This window comes from Pyrobaculum sp., assembly GCF_049971835.1.
Lineage (GTDB): Archaea > Thermoproteota > Thermoprotei > Thermoproteales > Thermoproteaceae > Pyrobaculum.
The window spans coordinates 23,865-43,386 of record NZ_JBMFKV010000002.1 but is presented as its reverse complement, the minus strand read 5'-3'; the positions used below and the strand labels follow the sequence as shown (position 1 = coordinate 43,386).

Annotated in this window: 25 protein-coding genes; 15 read left to right on the top strand and 10 right to left on the bottom strand. The window is 49.6% G+C overall.

The annotated features are described in order from the left end of the window. The 6 genes from ACP5J3_RS00580 to ACP5J3_RS00555 form a co-directional block, all read left to right on the top strand. A partial coding sequence (locus ACP5J3_RS00580; protein ID WP_428493857.1) for an ORC1-type DNA replication protein occupies positions 1 to 1,113 on the top strand: 1,113 nt, incomplete at its 5' end. Continuing rightward, positions 1,110 to 1,412: an ArsR/SmtB family transcription factor gene (locus ACP5J3_RS00575; protein WP_263245977.1), complete on the top strand. Its 303-nt coding sequence runs from the start codon at positions 1,110 to 1,112 to the stop codon at positions 1,410 to 1,412. The genes ACP5J3_RS00580 and ACP5J3_RS00575, both read left to right, overlap by 4 nt. A 320-nt stretch (positions 1,413 to 1,732) precedes the next feature. Continuing rightward, positions 1,733 to 2,317, top strand: coding sequence for an endonuclease (locus tag ACP5J3_RS00570; protein ID WP_263245970.1), 585 nt, complete (start codon positions 1,733 to 1,735; stop codon positions 2,315 to 2,317). A gap of 36 nt (positions 2,318 to 2,353) precedes the next feature. Continuing rightward, a complete protein-coding gene (locus ACP5J3_RS00565) occupies positions 2,354 to 3,454 on the top strand; it encodes an S-methyl-5-thioribose-1-phosphate isomerase (protein WP_428493854.1) in 1,101 nt (366 codons plus the stop codon). Between the two features lie 105 nt (positions 3,455 to 3,559). Then, the gene (locus tag ACP5J3_RS00560) at positions 3,560 to 3,877 is read left to right on the top strand and encodes a hypothetical protein (RefSeq protein ID WP_263245967.1); all 318 of its coding nucleotides are present in this window, start codon (positions 3,560 to 3,562) and stop codon (positions 3,875 to 3,877) included. Beyond that, complete coding sequence (locus ACP5J3_RS00555) at positions 3,878 to 5,017, top strand: PUA domain-containing protein (RefSeq protein WP_428493852.1); 1,140 nt, start codon at positions 3,878 to 3,880, stop codon at positions 5,015 to 5,017. Here ACP5J3_RS00555 and ACP5J3_RS00550 read toward each other — a convergent pair. Then, on the bottom strand, positions 5,001 to 5,228 hold the full coding sequence (locus tag ACP5J3_RS00550; protein ID WP_014289456.1) for a hypothetical protein: 228 nt from the start codon (positions 5,226 to 5,228) through the stop codon (positions 5,001 to 5,003). The genes ACP5J3_RS00555 and ACP5J3_RS00550 overlap by 17 nt on opposite strands. A gap of 44 nt (positions 5,229 to 5,272) precedes the next feature. Between ACP5J3_RS00550 and ACP5J3_RS00545 the strand changes: the two genes are divergently transcribed. Beyond that, positions 5,273 to 5,938 carry a TIGR00296 family protein gene (locus tag ACP5J3_RS00545; protein WP_428493851.1) on the top strand — a complete coding sequence of 222 codons (666 nt, stop codon included), beginning with the start codon at positions 5,273 to 5,275 and terminating at the stop codon, positions 5,936 to 5,938. Here ACP5J3_RS00545 and ACP5J3_RS00540 read toward each other — a convergent pair. From ACP5J3_RS00540 to ACP5J3_RS00525, 4 genes are all read right to left on the bottom strand, one after another. Beyond that, positions 5,898 to 6,374, bottom strand: a complete 477-nt coding sequence (locus ACP5J3_RS00540; RefSeq protein ID WP_428493850.1) for a hypothetical protein — start codon at positions 6,372 to 6,374, stop codon at positions 5,898 to 5,900. The two genes, ACP5J3_RS00545 and ACP5J3_RS00540, sit on opposite strands and share 41 nt — an antisense overlap. A 129-nt stretch (positions 6,375 to 6,503) precedes the next feature. Beyond that, positions 6,504 to 6,671, bottom strand: coding sequence for a hypothetical protein (locus ACP5J3_RS00535; RefSeq protein WP_263245955.1), 168 nt, complete (start codon positions 6,669 to 6,671; stop codon positions 6,504 to 6,506). A 71-nt stretch (positions 6,672 to 6,742) separates the two neighbouring features. Next, complete coding sequence (locus ACP5J3_RS00530) at positions 6,743 to 8,032, bottom strand: NfeD family protein (RefSeq protein WP_428493849.1); 1,290 nt, start codon at positions 8,030 to 8,032, stop codon at positions 6,743 to 6,745. Further along, positions 8,029 to 8,817 carry a slipin family protein gene (locus ACP5J3_RS00525; RefSeq protein ID WP_428493848.1) on the bottom strand — a complete coding sequence of 263 codons (789 nt, stop codon included), beginning with the start codon at positions 8,815 to 8,817 and terminating at the stop codon, positions 8,029 to 8,031. The genes ACP5J3_RS00530 and ACP5J3_RS00525 overlap by 4 nt, the downstream gene beginning before the upstream one ends. A 213-nt stretch (positions 8,818 to 9,030) precedes the next feature. Between ACP5J3_RS00525 and ACP5J3_RS00520 the strand changes: the two genes are divergently transcribed. Both ACP5J3_RS00520 and ACP5J3_RS00515 read left to right on the top strand, forming a co-directional pair. Beyond that, a complete protein-coding gene (locus ACP5J3_RS00520) occupies positions 9,031 to 9,348 on the top strand; it encodes a hypothetical protein (protein WP_428493847.1) in 318 nt (105 codons plus the stop codon). Next, entirely contained in the window at positions 9,345 to 10,373 is a 1,029-nt protein-coding gene (locus tag ACP5J3_RS00515) for a V-type ATPase subunit (RefSeq protein WP_428493846.1), read from the top strand. Before ACP5J3_RS00520 ends, ACP5J3_RS00515 begins: the two co-directional genes overlap by 4 nt. A 5-nt stretch (positions 10,374 to 10,378) precedes the next feature. On the opposite strand, the gene ACP5J3_RS00510 is transcribed toward ACP5J3_RS00515, so the two are convergent. Both ACP5J3_RS00510 and ACP5J3_RS00505 read right to left on the bottom strand, forming a co-directional pair. Continuing rightward, entirely contained in the window at positions 10,379 to 10,642 is a 264-nt protein-coding gene (locus ACP5J3_RS00510) for an ATP synthase subunit C (protein WP_428493845.1), read from the bottom strand. A gap of 187 nt (positions 10,643 to 10,829) precedes the next feature. Further along, on the bottom strand, positions 10,830 to 11,429 hold the full coding sequence (locus ACP5J3_RS00505) for a V-type ATP synthase subunit D (protein ID WP_428493844.1): 600 nt from the start codon (positions 11,427 to 11,429) through the stop codon (positions 10,830 to 10,832). Between the two features lie 28 nt (positions 11,430 to 11,457). Between ACP5J3_RS00505 and ACP5J3_RS00500 the strand changes: the two genes are divergently transcribed. Next, positions 11,458 to 12,252 (top strand): GTPase, encoded by a 795-nt coding sequence (locus tag ACP5J3_RS00500; protein ID WP_428493858.1) that lies wholly within the window; start codon positions 11,458 to 11,460, stop codon positions 12,250 to 12,252. Positions 12,253 to 12,274: 22 nt separating this feature from the next. Further along, entirely contained in the window at positions 12,275 to 12,748 is a 474-nt protein-coding gene (locus tag ACP5J3_RS00495) for a hypothetical protein (protein WP_428493843.1), read from the top strand. A 101-nt stretch (positions 12,749 to 12,849) separates the two neighbouring features. Here the strand turns inward: ACP5J3_RS00495 and ACP5J3_RS00490 are convergent, their stop codons facing one another. Further along, complete coding sequence (locus tag ACP5J3_RS00490; protein ID WP_428493842.1) at positions 12,850 to 13,401, bottom strand: restriction endonuclease; 552 nt, start codon at positions 13,399 to 13,401, stop codon at positions 12,850 to 12,852. A 119-nt stretch (positions 13,402 to 13,520) separates the two neighbouring features. On the opposite strand from ACP5J3_RS00490, the gene ACP5J3_RS00485 reads away from it, so the two are divergent. Further along, the gene (locus ACP5J3_RS00485; RefSeq protein WP_428493840.1) at positions 13,521 to 14,930 is read left to right on the top strand and encodes an FAD-dependent oxidoreductase; all 1,410 of its coding nucleotides are present in this window, start codon (positions 13,521 to 13,523) and stop codon (positions 14,928 to 14,930) included. Here the strand turns inward: ACP5J3_RS00485 and ACP5J3_RS00480 are convergent. Next, a complete protein-coding gene (locus ACP5J3_RS00480) occupies positions 14,912 to 16,201 on the bottom strand; it encodes a phosphomannomutase/phosphoglucomutase (protein WP_428493839.1) in 1,290 nt (429 codons plus the stop codon). The two genes, ACP5J3_RS00485 and ACP5J3_RS00480, sit on opposite strands and share 19 nt — an antisense overlap. A 110-nt stretch (positions 16,202 to 16,311) precedes the next feature. Here ACP5J3_RS00480 and ACP5J3_RS00475 point away from each other — a divergent pair, with 110 nt between their 5' ends. Continuing rightward, on the top strand, positions 16,312 to 17,424 hold the full coding sequence (locus ACP5J3_RS00475; protein WP_428493838.1) for a DUF763 domain-containing protein: 1,113 nt from the start codon (positions 16,312 to 16,314) through the stop codon (positions 17,422 to 17,424). Here ACP5J3_RS00475 and ACP5J3_RS00470 read toward each other — a convergent pair. Next, the gene (locus ACP5J3_RS00470; RefSeq protein WP_428493837.1) at positions 17,421 to 18,020 is read right to left on the bottom strand and encodes an orotidine 5'-phosphate decarboxylase / HUMPS family protein; all 600 of its coding nucleotides are present in this window, start codon (positions 18,018 to 18,020) and stop codon (positions 17,421 to 17,423) included. The genes ACP5J3_RS00475 and ACP5J3_RS00470 overlap by 4 nt on opposite strands. 41 nt (positions 18,021 to 18,061) lie before the next feature. Between ACP5J3_RS00470 and pyrB the strand changes: the two genes are divergently transcribed. Further along, positions 18,062 to 18,979 (top strand): aspartate carbamoyltransferase, encoded by a 918-nt coding sequence (pyrB, locus tag ACP5J3_RS00465; RefSeq protein ID WP_263245918.1) that lies wholly within the window; start codon positions 18,062 to 18,064, stop codon positions 18,977 to 18,979. Beyond that, on the top strand, positions 18,976 to 19,506 hold the full coding sequence (gene rimI, locus ACP5J3_RS00460) for a ribosomal protein S18-alanine N-acetyltransferase (protein WP_428493836.1): 531 nt from the start codon (positions 18,976 to 18,978) through the stop codon (positions 19,504 to 19,506). The genes pyrB and rimI overlap by 4 nt, the downstream gene beginning before the upstream one ends. The last annotated feature ends 16 nt before the right edge of the window (positions 19,507 to 19,522 follow it).

Below are 19,522 nucleotides of genomic sequence, written 5' to 3'. Positions count from 1 at the left end.
CCGCACAGAGAGCAACAGCTCAAGAGTATTGATATGTTGCTCAGTAGCTGGCTACAGGAGCCGGGGCATCACTACCCCAGGGCGACTCTATTAGGCAGGCCAGGCACTGGCAAAACTGTTACGATACGAAAACTCTGGGAGATATATAAAGAGAGATCTAAAGCGCGTTTTGTTTACATAAATGGATTTATCTACAGAAACTTCACTACTATAGTAGGCGAGATAGCGAGATCGCTGGAAATTCCGTTTCCGCGCCGTGGCTTAAGTAGAGACGAATTCCTAGCCCTCTTAATTGAACATCTACGTGAACGAGATCTCTACATGTTCCTAGTCCTAGACGACGCCTTTAACCTAGCCCCCGACATATTATCCACATTCATTAGGCTGGGACAGGAGGTTGATAAATTGGGCGCGTTTAGAATAGCTCTCATCGTCGTGGGGCACAACGACACTGTTCTCAACAACCTAGATCCATCGACTCGTGGAATAATGGGGAAGTACGTAATACGCTTCCCCCCATACACTAAGGAACAAATCTTCAGCATATTACTTGACAGAGCCAGGGCGGGTCTCGCAGAGGGTTCCTACAGCGAAGACATCCTCCAGATGATAGCCGACATCACAGGCGCCCAGAGTCCGCTTGATACAAATAGAGGCGACGCCAGACTTGCCATAGACATCCTCTACAGAGCTGCATACGCCGCGCAACAGAACGGAAGGAGACAAATAACACCAGAAGACGTCAGAAGATCGTCGAAAGAGGTGCTCTTTGGCATATCCGAAGAGGTGCTCGTCGGCCTGCCTCTCCATGAAAAACTTTTCCTACTTGCCATAGTTAGGTCGCTAAAAATCTCTCATATGCCATATGTAACATTTGGCGAAGCAGAGGAGGCCTATAAAATAGCCTGCGAGGAATATGGAGAGAAGCCAAGAGTACACAGCCAGCTTTGGACCTACCTCAATGATCTAAGAGAAAAAGGTATAATTGAAACTAGGCAAAATAAGAGGGGAGAGGGCGTGCGGGGGCGCACAACGCTCATATCAATAGGAACCGAGCCGCTCGATACGCTTGAGTCGGTGCTCGCCAAACTAATAAGAGAGGAACTTAGATGATCGAGGAGGTCCTAGGCGCGCCGCTACGCATACGTATACTCCTGGCGCTCTGGAAGTGGGGTGAGGTAAACATGACCGAACTCGCCCACATTCTAAACACCAACTACAACCAGCTAGCCCTCCACTTGAAACTCCTCGTCGACTACGGATTAGTTGAGGAGAAGCGCATCGGACGCGCTAGACTAGTAAAGCTACGAGACGCAGAACCCATCCACTCTCTACTCCAAGCACTGGCATTAGCAGACGAAGAACTCACAAAAAAGACAAATATAGAGAGTTCAGAAAAGCCGCCAAATTGATGGATGTGTCAAGCGATTTACGTTTGGCAAACACGTCGTGAGACATGATACCTCCTCAAGCGTCCCCGGGGCTCGGGGCCCGAGGCGCCTTCGGTCCCACAGGGCAGGTCGCCAGGTGACTTGACATCGCCCTTTCTGCAGATGCGTATTAGGCACAGCAACTGCTCCCAGAGCCCCCGCGGGGGCAAGGGCGCCTGCATAGCCTCCCTTTTCTCTGTTAAGCTTGTATATGTCTTGGTGTTTAGGCTACTCCGCGTAGGCTTTTGGAGGTAGCATACTGAGCACAAAATGTTATATTTGTATTGTGGAGAGAACACGGCGTGGGGGCCCGTTTCGAGCGTTACGTGTTAGATCTACTACCCGCGATTGGGCTGATTCCCAAAGCTACGCGTTTTAAGGTGTATCGAGAGGGGGTGGAGGTAGGCGAGGTGGACATAATCGCCGTCGACGAGAAGGGCAATACCTACGCCATTGAGGTAAAGGCCGGGAGGGTAGACATCAGCGGGATAAGACAGGCGTATGTGAACGCCAAAATACTCGGCGCCAGGCCCTTGGTGATAGCCAGGGGCTACGCAGATGACGGAGCTAGACAGCTAGCAAAAGAACTCGGCGTCGAGGTAGTCCTACTGCCTGACTACATATTTTTATCAATTGACGACTTGTACACAGCCCTCACAAGCGCGTTGGCTAGGTTCATAGCGACAATCCTGGCGGTGTACATAACCCTAGGGGAGAAGGAAATCGAAGCCATTAAAGAGTGTAGAGATCTACAATGTATATGCGAAAAAGTAGACTGCGAATCTCTATTTCAGAAACTGCCCAGAGAGGCTAAGAACGCCGAGGTGATTTTGCTGGCTATTGAGCTTCGTAGGTGGCTACCAATTCTATGCTCGGCACCCAAATAAAGAGGAATAGATATTTAGGAGACGCGACACACGTCCATGGAGCCGCTAGTGTCAGAAATTAGACAAAAATTCCAGCCTAGGCTAAAGCCAATTGAATGGAGGGGGGATAGGCTGGTGCTCCTAGACCAGAGAATACTACCCTTCGAGACTAGGTACATAGAGGCAAAGACCGTGGAGGATGTAGCTCACGCGATCCGCGACATGGCTGTTAGAGGCGCGCCGGCCATTGGCATAACAGCGGCCTTCGGCATGGTCTTAGCCCTGGTAGAGAAGACACCCAGTAATACGCAAGAGGCGTTAAAGATCTTGGCGGCGGCTAGGGAAATCTTATCTAAAACCAGGCCCACCGCGGTGAACCTCTTCTGGGCACTTGACAGGATGTATAACAAGGCTGTGGAACTCACATCGTCCACGTCCTCGGTTAGGGAGCTCAGAGATGGGCTAGAAAAAGAGGCTGTGAAGATATTTGAAGAAGAGCTTGAGGCCGAGATAAGAATGGGGTTGTACGGAGCCGAGCTCTTAGAAGACGGCGACACAGTCTTGACTATATGTAACGCAGGGGGCCTCGCGACGGGCACAGGCCTAGGCACGGCGACGGCGCCTATATACATCGCGTCGATGCTTGGGAAGAGGGTATCTGTCATCGCCCCCGAGACAAGGCCGTGGCAACAAGGCGCGAGGCTGACAGTGTACGAACTCACGCAGAACGGGATACGCACCACCTTAATTGCAGATACAGCGGTGGGGCTTGTGATGTATAGACGACTAGTGGACATAGTAATGGTGGGCGCAGATCGGATACTACTAGATGGCCACGTGTTTAACAAAATAGGCACACTTAACGAGGCTGTCCTTGCTCACGAATTCGGCATCCCCTTCTACGTCTTAGCGCCGACCAGCACAATAGATACACGGAGCAGAGTTGAGGATGTTAAGATAGAGGAGAGGAGCCCCGACGAAGTCCGCACCGTAAGGACCGCTCAAGGCAGTGTATATGTCACTCTAAAAGAGGTCGCAGTCTACAACCCCGTGTTTGACGTCACGCCCCCAAAATACATAACTGGAATAATCACCGAGAAGGGCGTAGCGACACACCCACTGTCCATAAACTTACGCAAATTGCTAAACAAGACATAGCCAGTAGACTTAACTATACGTCTAATATATTTATAAGTAGAATGTCCCATAAGTGTTCTAGACAAAGATGAAAAATTTAAAAAACATGTGATTTCAAGATTTCGGATGCGGTTAGAAATCATAGAAAGAAAACTTGTCGAAGCTTTAATTATACTATTAATAAATGCAAAAGGAAAAGTAGTCAGTATAAGGGCGACATCGCTGGCAAAAATAGCTGGTTTTGGGAACGACCACAGTGCCATACTAAAAGCCGCGAGGTTTCTACAAAAACTTTCAAAATACCAATTCATCAGAGTCGCTACTGAAACTAAGCGCAACAAGACCTACCGCTACTTAGTTAAAACAGACGACGAGCTGTGGCAACTAGTGCGCAAAGATCCCGAAAGAGCAAAAGAGATCATAATAAAACTCATTTCAAAATAGATGAATTTTTATGGAATTGAAATTGACGAACTTTTATATAAACACTTCCTAGAATTCCTCAGCGACTCTGAAATAGATGCGCTCTTCCGCTCTATTACAACTCCACCACCACGCTACTATATACGTGTAAACACGCATATAACCACTCCCCAAGAACTGATAAAGAGACTTAACTCACGTGGGCTCGTCGCCTATAGAGACGAGCACTTCCACGACGCAATCTGGCTCCCGGTAGAGGGGCCCTTTAAGATCCCCCCAGCGAGGAAGATTGTAGTAGTCGACAAGAAAGCCGCGGAGAGCATTATGCTAGGCGCAGATCTCTACGCCCCGGCCATAGTAAAAACAGACCGCGTACTAAAAGGAGACGAGGTGAATATAGTCTCCGACAACGGCGTTGTGGTAGCCTTTGGCTCCGCAGTAGTTGACAGCGACGAAGCGCTGAGGACAAGGAGGGGGCTCTACATCAAGGTGGAGAAATCGCTGTACCGCACGCCGAAGCTTAGAAATCTCCCCGAATACGACGGCGGGCTTTTCTACAGCCAGAGCCTTCCTGCCATAGCTGTTGGCCACGTGGCACGCAGATTTGCCCGCCTAGACGCCGCTGATCTAAACGCGGCCCCCGGCGGAAAAGCAACACACCTAGCACAGAGCGGTCTCAGAGTGGTGGCTGTAGATAGATCTCAACCAAAGATAGCTAGGTTAAAAAACGAGATATCGAGATTGAAACTAGATTTCTTTATCGACGTAGTGATGCACGATAGTAGGTACCTAGATAGAGACTTTCCAAGACTTAAGACAAGCATAGCGTTGGTAGATCCGCCTTGTAGCGACATAGGTGTACGCCCAAAAATATACCACAGAGTTACCTACAGCGCTGTGAAAAACCTGGCTAGGTACCAGATACAGTTCTTGAAAACAGCGTTGAAAATCGCCCCCTTTGTAATATACTCAACATGCACACTAACCTACCTAGAAAATGAGGGGGTGGTTATGAGGGCAGGCGGCGAAGTTGTAGACGCTGAGCTTAATATAGGCGCCCCGGGGTGGGGTTGCCCCAGTTGCCGTCGATTTCTACCGCATATACACAACACGCCCGGGTTCTTCATAGCGCTACTGAAAAGCCCTAGGAGAGAGCCTTAAGCGTCTTTGACACATAGACATCGCACTGCTTCTTAAAAGAGCAGAAGTTACACGCAGAGGGGCTTTCCCCCCTCAGTCTCTTCTCAACAACCTTACATAAATTCTTTACATAATACTGAGGAAAGCAGTCTTTGCATATAAATATATTTCCATATATGTATGCAATATTTTTAAAATTAACTTCTCGCCCACATACAGTACAGAACGGCATGGAGATACCTAATCAAGCATTTAAAAGCATGATCTAGTGTATTAGTGTTCCGCCCCTACTCCATATACGAAGGCACATACCTAGTTAAACTAGCCAGAAAGGCCGTAGACACGTTTCTCACAACTGGTAGAGTCGAAATACCAAATGACCCCCCGCCTAAGCTTCTCGGCGACAACTATGGAGTATTCACAACAATAGAAACTATCCATGGCGAGAAATATGAACTCCGGGGCTGTATAGGCTATCCAGAGGGGTATAGAAACACGCTGTACGCCACGATATACAGCGCCATCGGAGCCTGTTGCCAAGATCCTAGATTCCCAGCCATGAAGAGAGAAGAGCTTGGCTCTGTAATTTTCGAGATTAGTATTCTAAGCCCATTGACGTACGTCGAGGCGGATCCCCGGAAACTACCTGAAGTGGTGCAGGTGGGGCGCCACGGCCTAGTAGTGAAGAGAGGCCCCTACTCAGGCCTCCTACTCCCACAAGTGGCGGTAGAGGAGTGCTGGAGCCCGGAGGAGTTTTTGATACACACATGCATCAAGGCTTGGCTCTCCGGCGACTGCTGGCTCGACAGAAAGACAAAACTCTACATATACGAGGCACAGATATTCCGCGAGAGAGCCCCCGGCGGAGAGGTTTATGAACGTGACTTAGTGGCCGAGGCGGCTAGGTGTAGTCAAGAAACTCGCCCAGGAAACGTAACGTGAGATAGTCCAGATGCTGGGTCCCAGCCGCCACTAGCTTTTTCCCGCCCCTCTTCACTACATATATATACAAATCGCCATGTTTTGCCTGCAGAAGCTCCACGTCCAGATCCTCATACCTATTGACAAACACAGGCTTCTCTCCCAGCTCCTTTTCACCAAGCTTTACATAGGTAAACCCCAACAAGTCCTTAAGCTCCTCAAGTGAGGACGGAATATATCCAACTCTGCCATATGGAGGTATCACCTTATCCAGCCTCTCCTTCAACTCCCCCAACTGCTTAACTATCTCCTGTTCGCCCGGGGTGAACCTCATCCCCTCGTACCTCACCCCCTCTGGAGGGGGCGGGGGCTGTCTTCTAGCCAGGAAGAATATAATAAACGCAAGCACACCTACCGCCGCAACCAGAAGTGAAACTTCTACCAACTGGAGGTACATACCACATTGGTGTCTGCAGATATATAATAGTTACAATTATTTTTGCCGCGATCCGTAAGGGCATCTCTTCACACGTCAGAAGACCCTTAGCTCTTCACCCGGCTCAACTCAAGCAACCCCTTATTTATTTTACGTCTCTAAAGAGTGTTTCTTTGTCTTAATAATAGCCCTACCAAGTCTGTGCAAGTTACCTAGGAAGATCATAACTAGTCCAAGAGCCACTAGCTCAGGCTCGTTGCCTACGACCCCCATCGCTAGGACAAAACCGCCATATATCGCCAGCATCAATATAAACATAACCTACGCTTTACACAACAATATAAAACCTATAAATAGGCTTGCGCATTTACGTACACGTCTAGGATCTTTTAGCACTGAACCGGCTCCACCTTCAGAGTATCTCCTAGAATCTCGACAACACGTATCCGGCACCCTCTTCTCACTGGTACGCCGGAGACGGCCTTCCAATATTCGCCAAAAACCTTCACAAACCCGGGGCTGTCAGGTCCCAAGTCGTCAATAGCGACGCCCTCGACTCCTTTAAGACTAGTTAAAATTTCGGAAGGAGGTCTCTGTCTATGCACAGCTACAACCTTATAAACTATAAACACTATAAATCCAACAAGTATTGCTATGTTTATGTAGAGGCCTATCTGGATAAGCCACCAATCTCTAATATGGATTAACTCGCCGCTGAATAAATTAGCTGGATACGCCGAGAGAAAGCCAATTATTAGGAGCACGGCGCCTACCCCAGCCACCGCCCCGTGTGCCGACATACCCATCAACACCTCCGCCATTATCAATACCGCGCCCATGATAATCAAGGCTAGGCCCAGCCAGGCGGTGGGGAGGAAGGAAAACATAGAGATCACAAGTAGAATAATTGCAGCCGCCACCGCTATTGGGTGGCCTGTCAAGAAGGCGGCTAGCAACAACAGGAACGCCAGTAGAGACAAGACGCTGGACACAACGGGGTCGCTAATCCACATCTGCAGGGACTCCGTAAGCGTGGGTTTGACATACCTCAATTCGGCGCCAGCTATCACCAGCTCGGTTTTTTGATTCCGCAGAAGCACCGCGCTTCCATTAATCTTCTTCAGCAAGTCGCCTATATCCACTGCCACTACGTCAATTACCCTGTATTTCAAAGCATCCTCAGCGCCTAGATTCACGTTCCGAGTTATGCACAACCTGGCGAAAGTCCCATTTCTGCCATATGACTTAGACACAGTCTCTAGATATCCTATCAAGGCGTTGAGAGTCTTCGACTCGTTAATAGGCGTGCCGCCGGCTATAGGCTGACAAGATCCAATAACGGTGTGGGGCGCCATGGCGGCTATATGCGTCGACATAAGGATGTAGGTCCCCGCAGACCAGGCATAGCTGTAATCTGGATATACATAGCCAACGACGGGGACAGGGGAGTTCCCAATCTCCTTCATAATCTGAAGCGTGGGATCCGCCAAGCCGCCCGGCGTAGATAATAGGAGAAGCACCAGCCCGTTGTGTTGCGTCGCTAGGGATATCGCCCTCTGTATCTGCGAAAGAGTATAGGGCCCTATGACGTTGTTAATCTCAACTACATATACGGACGACGCCACGTAGGCCTGCGAGAAGACAACTAGTAAGAGGAGGAAGAGGGCCCCTTTCCTCATTTCTGTTCTTTTTTACCAAGCGCAAGCGGCAGGGCGACGTACTCCATAGTCGGCGGCGTTACAATTATCAGGTTGTGCTCCCGGGCTATTTCGATTAGCGCATCTATCATCCTTAGTTGCACGGCCGTGGGGTTTTGAGAGTATCTCTCGGCGGCTTCTAGGTATATCTTGCTCGCCTCATACTCGGCAGATGCAAGCGTAATTTTCGCACGCCTCACCCTCTCCGCCTCCGCCTGGCTTGCCATTGCACGGAGCAACACCTCGGGCAACTTAATGTCCTTAATAGCGACAGCCGTCACTTTAATACCCCACGGAGTGACGTGTTCATCTACAATAGACGCTATTCTCTTGGCGATCTCGTCTCTATGCGTGAGAAGTGTGTCGAGATCCACCATACCCACGACGTCGCGTAGAGTCGACGCGGCGAAGATAGCCACTGCAGGTATGTGATTTCGCACTGTTAGGGCTGTTTTTAACGCGTCGATGACCCTGAGATATATTGCGGCGTCTATAGTAACCTCTACGTTATCTTTCGTCAAGGCTTTCTGCGAAGGGACATCAACTACCTCAATTCTCAAATCGTAACGTATAATATTTTCAATTATGGGAATTATGAAGACGAGACCGGGCCCCACCACCCCCACCACGCGGCCAAGTCTAAACTTCACCGCCCTTTGGTATTCCGGGATTATTCTAATAGCAGATGAGAGAATGGCGACCAGGACTATAATAGCAAAGAGGACTAGTATTGCAAAAGCAACTTGTTCCACAACTTGAAGTATCATAGTCATGCATACGAACCGAGTATAAAAGTTTAGGTCTAATCAATAAAACTTTTTAAACCACTCTCCCATCTGGTGTTTGATGAGGTGTTAACGGGGACGGGCTGAGTATGATGTCAATTCCGCGCTACCGAATTCAGATGCGAGAAGTCTCTTCATCAAATCCGCCAGTCCTGGAGTCATCAACTTTATATAAGATCCTATACAGAGGATTTTATGCTAAAATTCGACGAGATTTTAAAAAAGCTCGAAGAAGTAGATAGGGTTATAAAAGATGTAGATAATATAAAAAAAGAAATACTACAAAGTATAGATATAATCTCCAGAAAATATTCTGAGGAAGTAACAAAAAAAATCGAGGGAATTGTTACAAATACAGTATCAGAGTATAGGGCGAGGGCACTTGACGAGGCGAAAAAAGAGGCGGAGAAAATAAATCGCGAAGCCGAGGAGAAGGCTAGAATTGTTGAGTCTAGATATAGGGATAGAAAAGAGATTATAGTCAAACGCGCTCTTGAAATTCTCAATATATGAGTGAGGTCATTAGGAGACCCTACCTGGGGCCTAGGGTACGGGGGTTGCGTACAAGAGAGCTTCCAAGAGACAAACTTATTTCATTGATCTATGCAAATACCTTAGATGAATTTCTAAATATACTAAAAACAACTACGTATAATATAACACTAGATAAGCTTAGTCGTGATAACTTAATCGATTTTCGGAGAGCTTTAGTAAGGACATATCTAGAGAAGGTGAAGTCGATCTTTTTAGGATCTGGAAGCGATGCCAAGTCTGTTATTCTCTCCTCGTTGAAGTTTTTCGAATACGAGAACATTAGAAACCTTGCCATCGCTGTGAAGGCCGGAAAGAATCCCGAAGACTTCATACTCTGGGAACCACTGGAATTTACTAGGAGACGTTACGTAGTTGCTAGTCTTCTTGGCGCCAGAGGCATAGAAGAAATTGGGGAGAGGTTAAGGCAGATAAGACACCCGGCTTATAAAGCTTTTGAATTGGCGGCGAAATACGGCGAGGATAAGCTAAGTATTTTCCTAGATAGGCAGTGGGTTGAGGATTTCTCAACATCTCACATAGCAGAGAAAGACAAAACGTTAAACGCATTTACGACGGATTTAAAAGAGTACATCAATACACTAATAGCGTTGAGAGCCAGGCTGTGGGGGCTGACAGAGGAGTTAGGCGAATTACTGATAGGGAAGCCGTCTCCCATAGTTCAATCAGCTGTAAGAGATCCACCTACACGTTTCCTAGATATTGCAAATACAGCGCCCTGGGGGAAGATACTAGTCGACATGGTGGCCGAGGCGCCCACACTTGAGAACATCGTGATAGCAATGGACAATATATACCCCGCTTATGTCAAGCAACTGTCGAATATATACACTGCAAAGTTCTCTGAGTTTTCTCTAGGCGCCCTCGCGGCGCATATTGAATACTTGAGAGCAGAAGTTATGACATTGATTAGAGTAGCGTCTTTATTGGCTGAGGGGGTACCCGCAGAAAAAAGACGAAAAATTTTTGAGCCATTAACAAGATAGTTAACTTATACTAGCAGTAAGCTAATCAATAGCCCGTAGATCGCTATTGCCTCTGCCAGCGCCACGAATATCAGATACCATACCCTCTCCTGTGGCCTCTCTACTAAAGCAGAAATGGCAGCGGCGCCGGCAATGCCCACTCCTATACCAGCGCCAAGCCCCGCCAGTCCAACGGCAATGCCTGCTCCTATGTACCTCTCACCACCTGTAGCTTGTGCAGATACCAACGTTGCGATTAACATAAGCGCTATAGCCGCTTTGGGTTTCATAGGCGATTAACTTTTTAGGTTTTTAAATATTGATGTAACTCCTCTATCTTTTTATCGATGGTAAGTATTAGATCTTTCGTATCTTCCTTTACTCTATTAATAATAATCTCTATTTCTTTATCTATAAGTTCTCTAATAATAACATTGAGATCTTTTATGGACATGATGTTTCTAAACTAACGGGTTTTTAAGTATATGCTACAATTATCTTTCTCCTTATGAACTCCTCTCTCTCTCCCTCTTCCAAGGCTAGCCGTATGTATTGCATATTGTCCTTAATCCGCGGAATTATTACATAATCAATAGCATTAATCATTCTTTGATACTCTCTAACTCTGTTTAAAAGAGTGTAGAAGAGAGTTTCTTTTTCTGCAAATTCTATTAATTTCTGTAAAAGTTCGCGCATATTGACTAAAGCAACGTCCAGCTCGGCGGCTTCTGTTGCTATGCTGTACGTTGGGTAGGCTACATAGTCGCTGACCTGTAGCCCTATGTGCGTGCCTCTGTTCACCAACTCGACCTTCACAGTCTTGGGAGTTAACTCGGCGATGCTCTCTATTCTGTCAATCCCAGACTTCGCCACGGCGATTTTAAAATTATCCGCAACCTCGACAAACGCCTCAGCTATCTCGCGCCTAAGTCTCTCGAGGTCAAGCACAAGTGCCCTAATTCTCTGGACAGTGGAATTCCTCGCGTCTTCTAGCGTCTTTTTCATGCGCTGAAATAGGGCGAGTTGCCTCCTCAACCTTATCAACTCGAGTCTTGAGGGGGGAGGCCTAAACGACACGTCACGTTGCCTGTTACGTTTTTTAAGTATTGTAGCGCCGCCAGGTGTGAAAGAGACGTGGCGGCTGGTAAGGAGGGTAATTGAGGATGGAGATGTGGTGTTGGAAGTTGTAGATGCCAGAGATCCCGAGGCTACTAGGAGCAAAGAGGCTGAGGCGTTGGCGGAGAGGCTCGGCAAGAGGCTGTTGGTAGTGTTGAACAAGGCAGATCTTGTAAGTAGGGAGTTTTTGGAAAAGTGGAAGGCTTTTTTTGAGAATGCGGGGATGCGTGTTGTCTACATCAGTGCCAAATATAGGCGCGGCACACGAAAGCTGTTGGTAGCCATAAGAGAGCTGGCTCCTAGAATACCTGTCACGGTGGTTGTCGTCGGTTATCCCAACGTGGGTAAATCCACAATTATAAACTACCTAAAGGGGCGCTACGTGGCTCCCACTAGCCCCAAGCCTGGGTGGACCAGAGGCGAGCAGTTGGTCAGGGCAAAGAGTTGGCTGGTTGTGCTTGATACGCCCGGTATTGTAAAGACGCCGTCAACTGGCGACTTGGCGCTGGACGTAATTAGGGGGCTTGTTGACCCGGGCACAGTGGACGACCCAGTCCCCTACGCCTACGCCTTGCTTAAACGGGTATTGACGTACAACCCAAATGCTCTTAGGGAGACCTACGGCGTTGTCAGCGACGTAGAAAACGCGCTCGAGGAAATTGGGAGGGCGAAACACAAGTTGCTTAAAGGCGGGAGGGTGAATATAGACGAGGTAGCTCGTATAGTGCTGAGGGACTGGGTCACGGGGAAGCTGAGGTACTCACATCCGCCTCCTAATGTATAAATAGGGGGAGGTGGGGCGGAATGTGTTATTGATACTCGTCGCCGTTATCCTCAGCGCGCTGGTCGTGTTTTTAGAACCGGGGGCAACTCCTATCTACGCCACAGCCCCAGTAGATGTGAAAGACTATACGATTATAGTAAATAACATACCTGACAGATTTATTCAATTACCCCAATTATTATATATAATTATTTCGCTTATTTTATTATTAGTAACTTTTTATCTTGAATTTTTACTAAAAATATATATCGGTAGGTTGCCGAAAATAGTCGCAGTACTCTCGTTGCTGTATGCTATTCCTATTCCCTATATATACCTTGTGGGCTTTAAAGATGTGGTAATCGTGGTGAGTAACTACGCAAAGACCTTCTCGCTTCCAACTTATGGACTGGCCCTGCTCATAGCCGCGACGGAAAATTTGACAACTCCGAGAAAAAGGGCTAGAGTAATTGCGGATCTCTCGGTAACTGAAGAAAAGACTGAGAGGGGGGCGTGATTTACTGCTTCTTCTGTGGGAGGCCTCTGAATGTCTACAACATAGTTAAGATAAGGAGCGAATTATCGCTGGATTTATACGTCTACGCATGTGATGAGTGTCTATCTAAATACAGCGACTTGATCCTTGAAGTCGTTAAAAGAGGCGAGAAAACTCCCTATCTTCCAGGCGGGAATAACCGCTACGCCGCTAGAAATAAGACTGGCGTCGGTCGAGGTAACTACAATAGGCACGATAGATGGAGAAAAAGCAAGTAGCTTGTCTACGCATTTCGCAACTTTATTCAAGTGTCTCTGGGCCACCTCGGCCCATCTGCCGCCCCATTTCCACTTCTTCGCCTCTATGACAAAAGCCACTTCCCTACTCCACGCAATAATGTCGAACTCCGCGCCGCCGTCGCACTCCAGTCTCACATTTGAAGACGTGTTAAAGCCATATTCCGAGAAGACGTACCTTATGTATTCCTCGAATTCGTACCAGTTAAGCTTCTTGATGTAGCTAGACACAGGTATTCCCATTTTCAACGCCTTGTACAGTACATAGCTTCTGGTAAGTGGCTCGCCTCTGTCTAGGATGCCAAGCGCGGTTAGGCACTCGGCAGATGACTTGTCTCCTTCAAGAAAGCTCTTGACGGCGATCTCGCGTATACACATATATTAAGACAATGCGTTTGGTTAAAAAGTGATGAGGAGCGTCTATTGACGCCGGATGAAAGAGGTCCAAAGCGCTGATCTCGGCGCCATAATTTATATAGTGTCTTCGTGACGTAGCTGTGAACTGCCCCTCTGTACTCTACTGTGAACCCGAGGCAACGCGCGAGGAGGAGTTAAGCACAGATATCTTGGTGGTGGGCGGCGGCCTGGGCGGCTTGGCGGTTGCCCTCGAGTTAAAAAAGTACGGATACGAGCCTAGGGTAGTCTACGTAGGGCGCCTCGGCGGTCACCACATCCTAGGCGACGCCCCGCGTTTCTCAGATGACGTAGACGTAGAGACCTTCATAAACAAAGCCGGCAGTCTCGACGTATCCCAGGGGTTTTTCGATGGGATGTATCTATACAGCGGAGGGGTTAGGTACAGAATACGATATAGGCATCTAGTACTAGCCACCGGGGGCGTAGACGTGCCCATCACCTTTCCCGGTGGCCATAAGGCTCCTCAAAAAACTGCAGAGGAAGTCCTCACAGAGCCTCCCACTGGGCGTAGAATAGTTGTGTGGGGAACCACCGAGTGGGGGCTACGCACGGCCTTGACTCTGCGAAACCGTGGAAACGACGTAGTGGTGCTAGACAACTCGGCGACGCTGAGAGATACAAAATATTTTGAGAAGGTGAGGGGGAAGATAGATTTTCCAATAATAACGGCTGTAAAGGTCAGGGAGTTTCAGAAAGGCGCCTTGGTGCTTGAGGTGGTGACTGGGAAGAAGGAGAACGAGGTGAAGCGTCTAGAGGCGGACCTGATAGTTTCCGCGGTGAGGTTAGTGAACCCCTATGTCCCGGTTAAGCTGGGGTTCAAGGTTTACTACAGCTTTGAGCTGAGCTCTCTCGTGCCGAGGCGTAGTAACTACGGCGAGTTGTTAATAGTGGACGACAGAGGCAAGGCGGTGGGCGGTAGCAACGTATACGCCACGGGGCACCTCTACGGCGCCGTTCGGGAGCGCCACATCGTAGAGCATGCAAAACTTTTGGCCAAGTACATAGTTGCCAAGGACGGGGTGGAGTCGTTGGACAATGTTAAAGACGCGCTTGATAAGTTTCTCGTGATGTTGACAGTGGAGGCAAACTGGCTTTATAACCTCAGCAACAGGCTGGAGCGCGGCACCGATGGGACTGGGCGTTACGTCGAGCCTAATGTAATAGATGTGCCGTTCTGGGCCTCCTACTGGCCCCAGATAGAAGAAGCCGGGGAGGTGATCGTTTGCCCATGCGACAATACTCCTATAGAGAGGGTGTTGAGAGAGATAAAGCAATTAAACAAGCTGAAAGAGTTGAAGGTCAAGATTACTCACGAGGAGACGGATTTGTTGCGTCAAATGAAGCTCCCGAGGCTTTCTTTTGGAGAGGGCGTCTGCGCCGAGAGTGTGTGTCTGACATATGCGTCGATTATGTTGGGGGCTTTGCTGAGCCAAAAGCCGTCGTACTTCCTCTATGGAAAGCCGGAGATGCTCTACGGCGAGGTGAGCTGAGAGAGGAGCGACTTGAGCTTTTCAAGCCCCTCCTTTGACTCTGACTCTACCTTGACTCTAACCACAGGCTCCGTGTTGCTGGGCCTTATGAGCAGTCTCCCCTCCTTGGTTCTTATGTCGAGCCCGTCGATTTCGTAATACTCCATGTTGGCCACCCTCCGCTTAACATCCCCAACGACTTTCCTTGGGTCGGCCGCCTTTATATCAAGACGCTCTTCGTATATCTTTGGCGCTGTGTCAAGAACCTTGTCTAGAGATACCCCAGCCTCGCCGAGGGTCGACAGAAGCTTTAATGCAGCGTAGATCCCGTCGTCGAAGTAGTTGTGGTCTCTGAAGCCTACGTGGCCGCTGTATTCGGCCCAGAACAGCGCGTTGTGCCTCACCGCGGTCGGCTTCTGGAAGCTGTGCCCCACCCTCTGTCTAACTATTTTAACCCCGCGTTCCTCAGCCACCTTCTCCAGGTAGAGCGGCATCGTGACGTCCAGCACAACCACGTCCCCCGGCTTTGCGTAGTAGTTCAACAGGGCGTACACCATCTTCTCGGGTCTGAAAATCTCCCCCCTACCTGTGACTATCCCCACTCTGTCGCAGTCTCCATCAAGCGCGATGCCCACATCCAGCTTATTACTCACCACCAAGCTACGTAGCTGCTGTAGGTTCTCTGCCTTCTCCGGATCTGGGAGATGCGCCGGGAAGCGCCCATCGGGGAAGTCGTTTATCGCCACGAGCCTGTGGAAGACTTGGCTAAGTAGCGGCTTTAGTATAACACCAGCTGCGTTAGCTGGGTCAAAACCCACCGCCAGATTTAACCTACCAAATTTCCTTGCTATGTATTCCGAGTACCTAGCCAACGCGTCGTATGTGTAAACTACTCCACGCCTAGCGGCGGGGGGAGTCTCTAGCAGATTTGCCAGTTGCTGAATTTCATGGCTTTCTAGATCTAGACCCCCGCTCTTCATGATCTTAAACCCGTTGTACTCAGGCGGGTTGTGGGAGGCCGTTATCATGACGGCGGGCTTCTGGAGAACGTAGGATGCGAAGTGGGTTATCGGCGTGGTCGATGTTCCGATAAACACAATACTGCCACCAGCCAGGAGGCCTCTCGACAGAGCCTCTGCAATTCTAAAAGAATGCGTCCGCACGTCCATCCCCACCACGACGTCCTCCCCGTTGAAAAACTTCGATATAGCGTAGCCAATTTTCTCAACGAGTTCGGTCGTCAACTCGCTATCCACTAACCCCCTTATATCATAGGCCTTGAACACGGTCATGACTCGCCAGTTTTCTGTAGAATATATATTTCATTGCGTCCACGTCGCGGTTCAAAACCTCCGGTTGCCACGTAGCAATTAGGTATATAACCTAACCCACGAGTTTAGATGTGAGGCTTTCGGGCGTGGCTGACCTCCCGCTTCACGGAGGCCACGTGCCGTATTGGCTACTCGCTCGTATGAGGAAGCTCTCCTTCCTTATTCTACAAGTGATGAATGATTTATATGGGCCAGATGGCGTCGTAGAGAGGTTCGCCAACCCCCTCTTTTTCCAAGCCTTTAACAACATAATAGGTATGGACTGGGACAGCTCGGGTAGCACCACCGTCACGACGGCCGTGGTTAAAGAGGCGTTGAGGAGCTCACACATACCCGTCAGGGTGGCTGGCGGCAAGGGGAGACATGCTTTGAATACGCCTAACGAGCTCAGCGAAATATCGCGGCTCTTCGGCCTAGACGCCGATGTTTTAATAACTGCGTCGAGGCTGGTGGCAAAGGTGGACAACGCGTTGGTGCAGGACGGATACGAGCTGTACCACCACGCCTTCTTCGTCTCCGAGACGGGGAAGTGGGGCGTGGTCCAGCAGGGGCTAAGCCAAGAGTTGAGAATGGCCCGGCGATATCACTGGATTGCGACGGTAGACTTCTTCAACAGTCCTCACGCCGGCGTCGTGGGGGTCCGCCACGACGGCGTCCTCAACCTAGCTTCTAGAAACAGCAGAGAGAACAGGGGAGTTATATTAGAACTTGTTAACGAGGGGCCGTCTAGGGTGGCTAGATATCTAAACCTCCTGCGTGGACAGGCGACTTTGTTCGACGTCCCGCGCTACCACCCCTACGCCAAGGTGGACTTTGATGTCAATGCGGTTGTGAAGAATCTGCCGCCGCCTAAGTCTGTCGCCGACTTTAAAGAGCTTCTCCTAAGACACCGCGTAGGCCCGAAAACCCTCCGCGCCTTGTCGCTTGTGGCGGAGCTCGTATTTAAGGCGCCTGCCGACTGGAGCGATCCAGCAGTCGACCCGTTTAAATTCGCCTTCGCCGTCGGCGGAAAAGACGGCGTCCCGTATCCAGTCGATAGGAGAGTTTACGACGAGCTGATCGCGTTGCTAGACGCGGTGGTTAACAAAGCGAGGGGCGATCCAGGCCTTTATAGATACCTCTCGCACCTAGCCCGTAAGGCCGAGGCATGGAGCTATCCCAAGGATAGGAAGAGGCCCACCTAGGGAGTCTCAAAACATCGAGGCTTGAAGCCAGTCCACTCCCTAACCCTCTCCTGATCCTCTATGACGTATCTCCCAACTATTTCGAAGTCGGCACCCGTCCTGAGGGCTCCCCCAGGTCGGCCGCCTTGGGCTCCTATACCTGGCGATATTATCCTATAGCTACACCCAACCATCTTCCTCGCGCGTGCTACTAATTCAGGCTGGTTTCCAGGCAGGACGAAGCCTCTGACGTTGCTAACCTTCTCGATTAGTTTTTCCCAGATCTCGTCATATAGAGTGGGGACCGTCATCTTAACAAGCACGTAGATTTTATCCCCTCTTGGTAGAGATGGGTGTAGAAAGCCGTGTACAATTACGCAACACGCGCCGCGCTCGATTACCTTGTTTATCACTTTCTCCGCTATGTGGGGCACATCGGCGATCTTTAAATCAACGATGACGTTTCCATAACGTGAGACCTCGCCTATTATCGATACGCCGCCCTCGAATACTAGATCCCACCCAATCTTGAACCCGGCTACCTTATCCCTCAGCGTCTTTACCAGATCCAGCGCCCTGAGGACGTCCACGTCTAGGGCGACGATTAGCGGGTTCATGCGCTCATTTTTTATAAAGATATATAAGTAGTGGACCCAATATGTGGAGGGGGAGAGACGTCGTTTCAGCCCGCGATTTTGACAGGCGAGATCTCGAGGAGCTGTTTGAAACTGCTAAATACATGGAGAAGTATGCAAAGAGCCGCGTCGAGTTCCTAAAAGGCAGAGTAATGGCTGTGGCCTTTTTCGAACCCTCTACGCGGACTAGGCTTAGTTTCGAAACCGCCATGAAGAGGCTCGGCGGGGAGGTGGTGGGCTTCTGGGGCGCCGAGGGCACAAGCGTAGAGAAGGGAGAGACGCTTGCAGACACCGTCAGAATGCTGGATGCGTACTCCGACCTCATAGTTATTAGACATAGGTACGAGGGCGCGGCGAAGCTAGCAGCCGAGGTTGCAGAAAACCCCGTCGTCAACGGCGGCGACGGGGCCTCCAACCACCCCACACAGGCAATGCTAGATCTCTACACCATCTGGAGGGAATTCGGCCACATAGACGGGCTGAATATAGGCGTCGTAGGCGATCTGCGCCACGCGAGGACTGTAAACAGCCTCCTCGAGGCACTTGCAAATTTTAATGTAAAGGTATTCCTAATTTCGCCGGAGTATCTACGCCCCAGATCGGAGACCGTCGACTACATACGCTCAAGAGGTTTAAGACACAGCTTCCACACCAGCTTAGAGGAGGTGTTACGTGAACTGGATGTGTTGTATGTGGTGAGGATACAAAAGGAGAGGTTTCTAGACCCGCTGGAGTACGAGAGGGTGAGGGGTAGCTACAGGATTTCTCTAGATATGTTGAAAAACGCCAAGAGGCACCTGGCTATCCTACACCCACTTCCACGAGTTGACGAAATTGACCACAAGGTAGACTCGACTCCCCACGCCAAATACTTCAAACAGGCGGCGCTCGGCGTGCCCCTGAGAATGGCTCTTATATACCTAATCCTTATGGGGCCATGACTCTAGACGTAAGTACTGAGGGGCCGCAGAGGATGCTGGGCAAAGATGGGAAGACCGAGTTTGTAATCCGCGAAGCCACGTACAGGGATCTCAACGATGTAATAGCTATTAATCGCAAGGTCCTGCCTGAAAACTACCCCAACTGGTTTTTCGTGGAGCACTTGGAGCAGTTCCCCAAGGCGTTTATAGTGGCTGAGGTGGGGGGAAGAGTGGTTGGGTACGTCATGTCGCGTGTAGAATACGGGTGGAGCAATGTGAGCAAGGGCAAGGCCGTGAGGAAGGGCCACATAGTATCTGTCGGCGTGTTGCCAGAGGCTAGGAGGCTTGGCATCGCCACGGCAATGATGTTGAGAGCCATGAAGGCTCTGAAGATATACTACGGCGCGTCTGAGGTCTACCTAGAGGTGCGTGTGTCCAACACGCCCGCCATTTCTCTGTATGAAAAGCTCGGCTACAGAGTAGTGGGGAGGATACCGCGGTACTACAGCGACGGCGAGGATGCCTTCTTAATGGCTTGTCCATTATAGAGGGCACAAAGCAAAA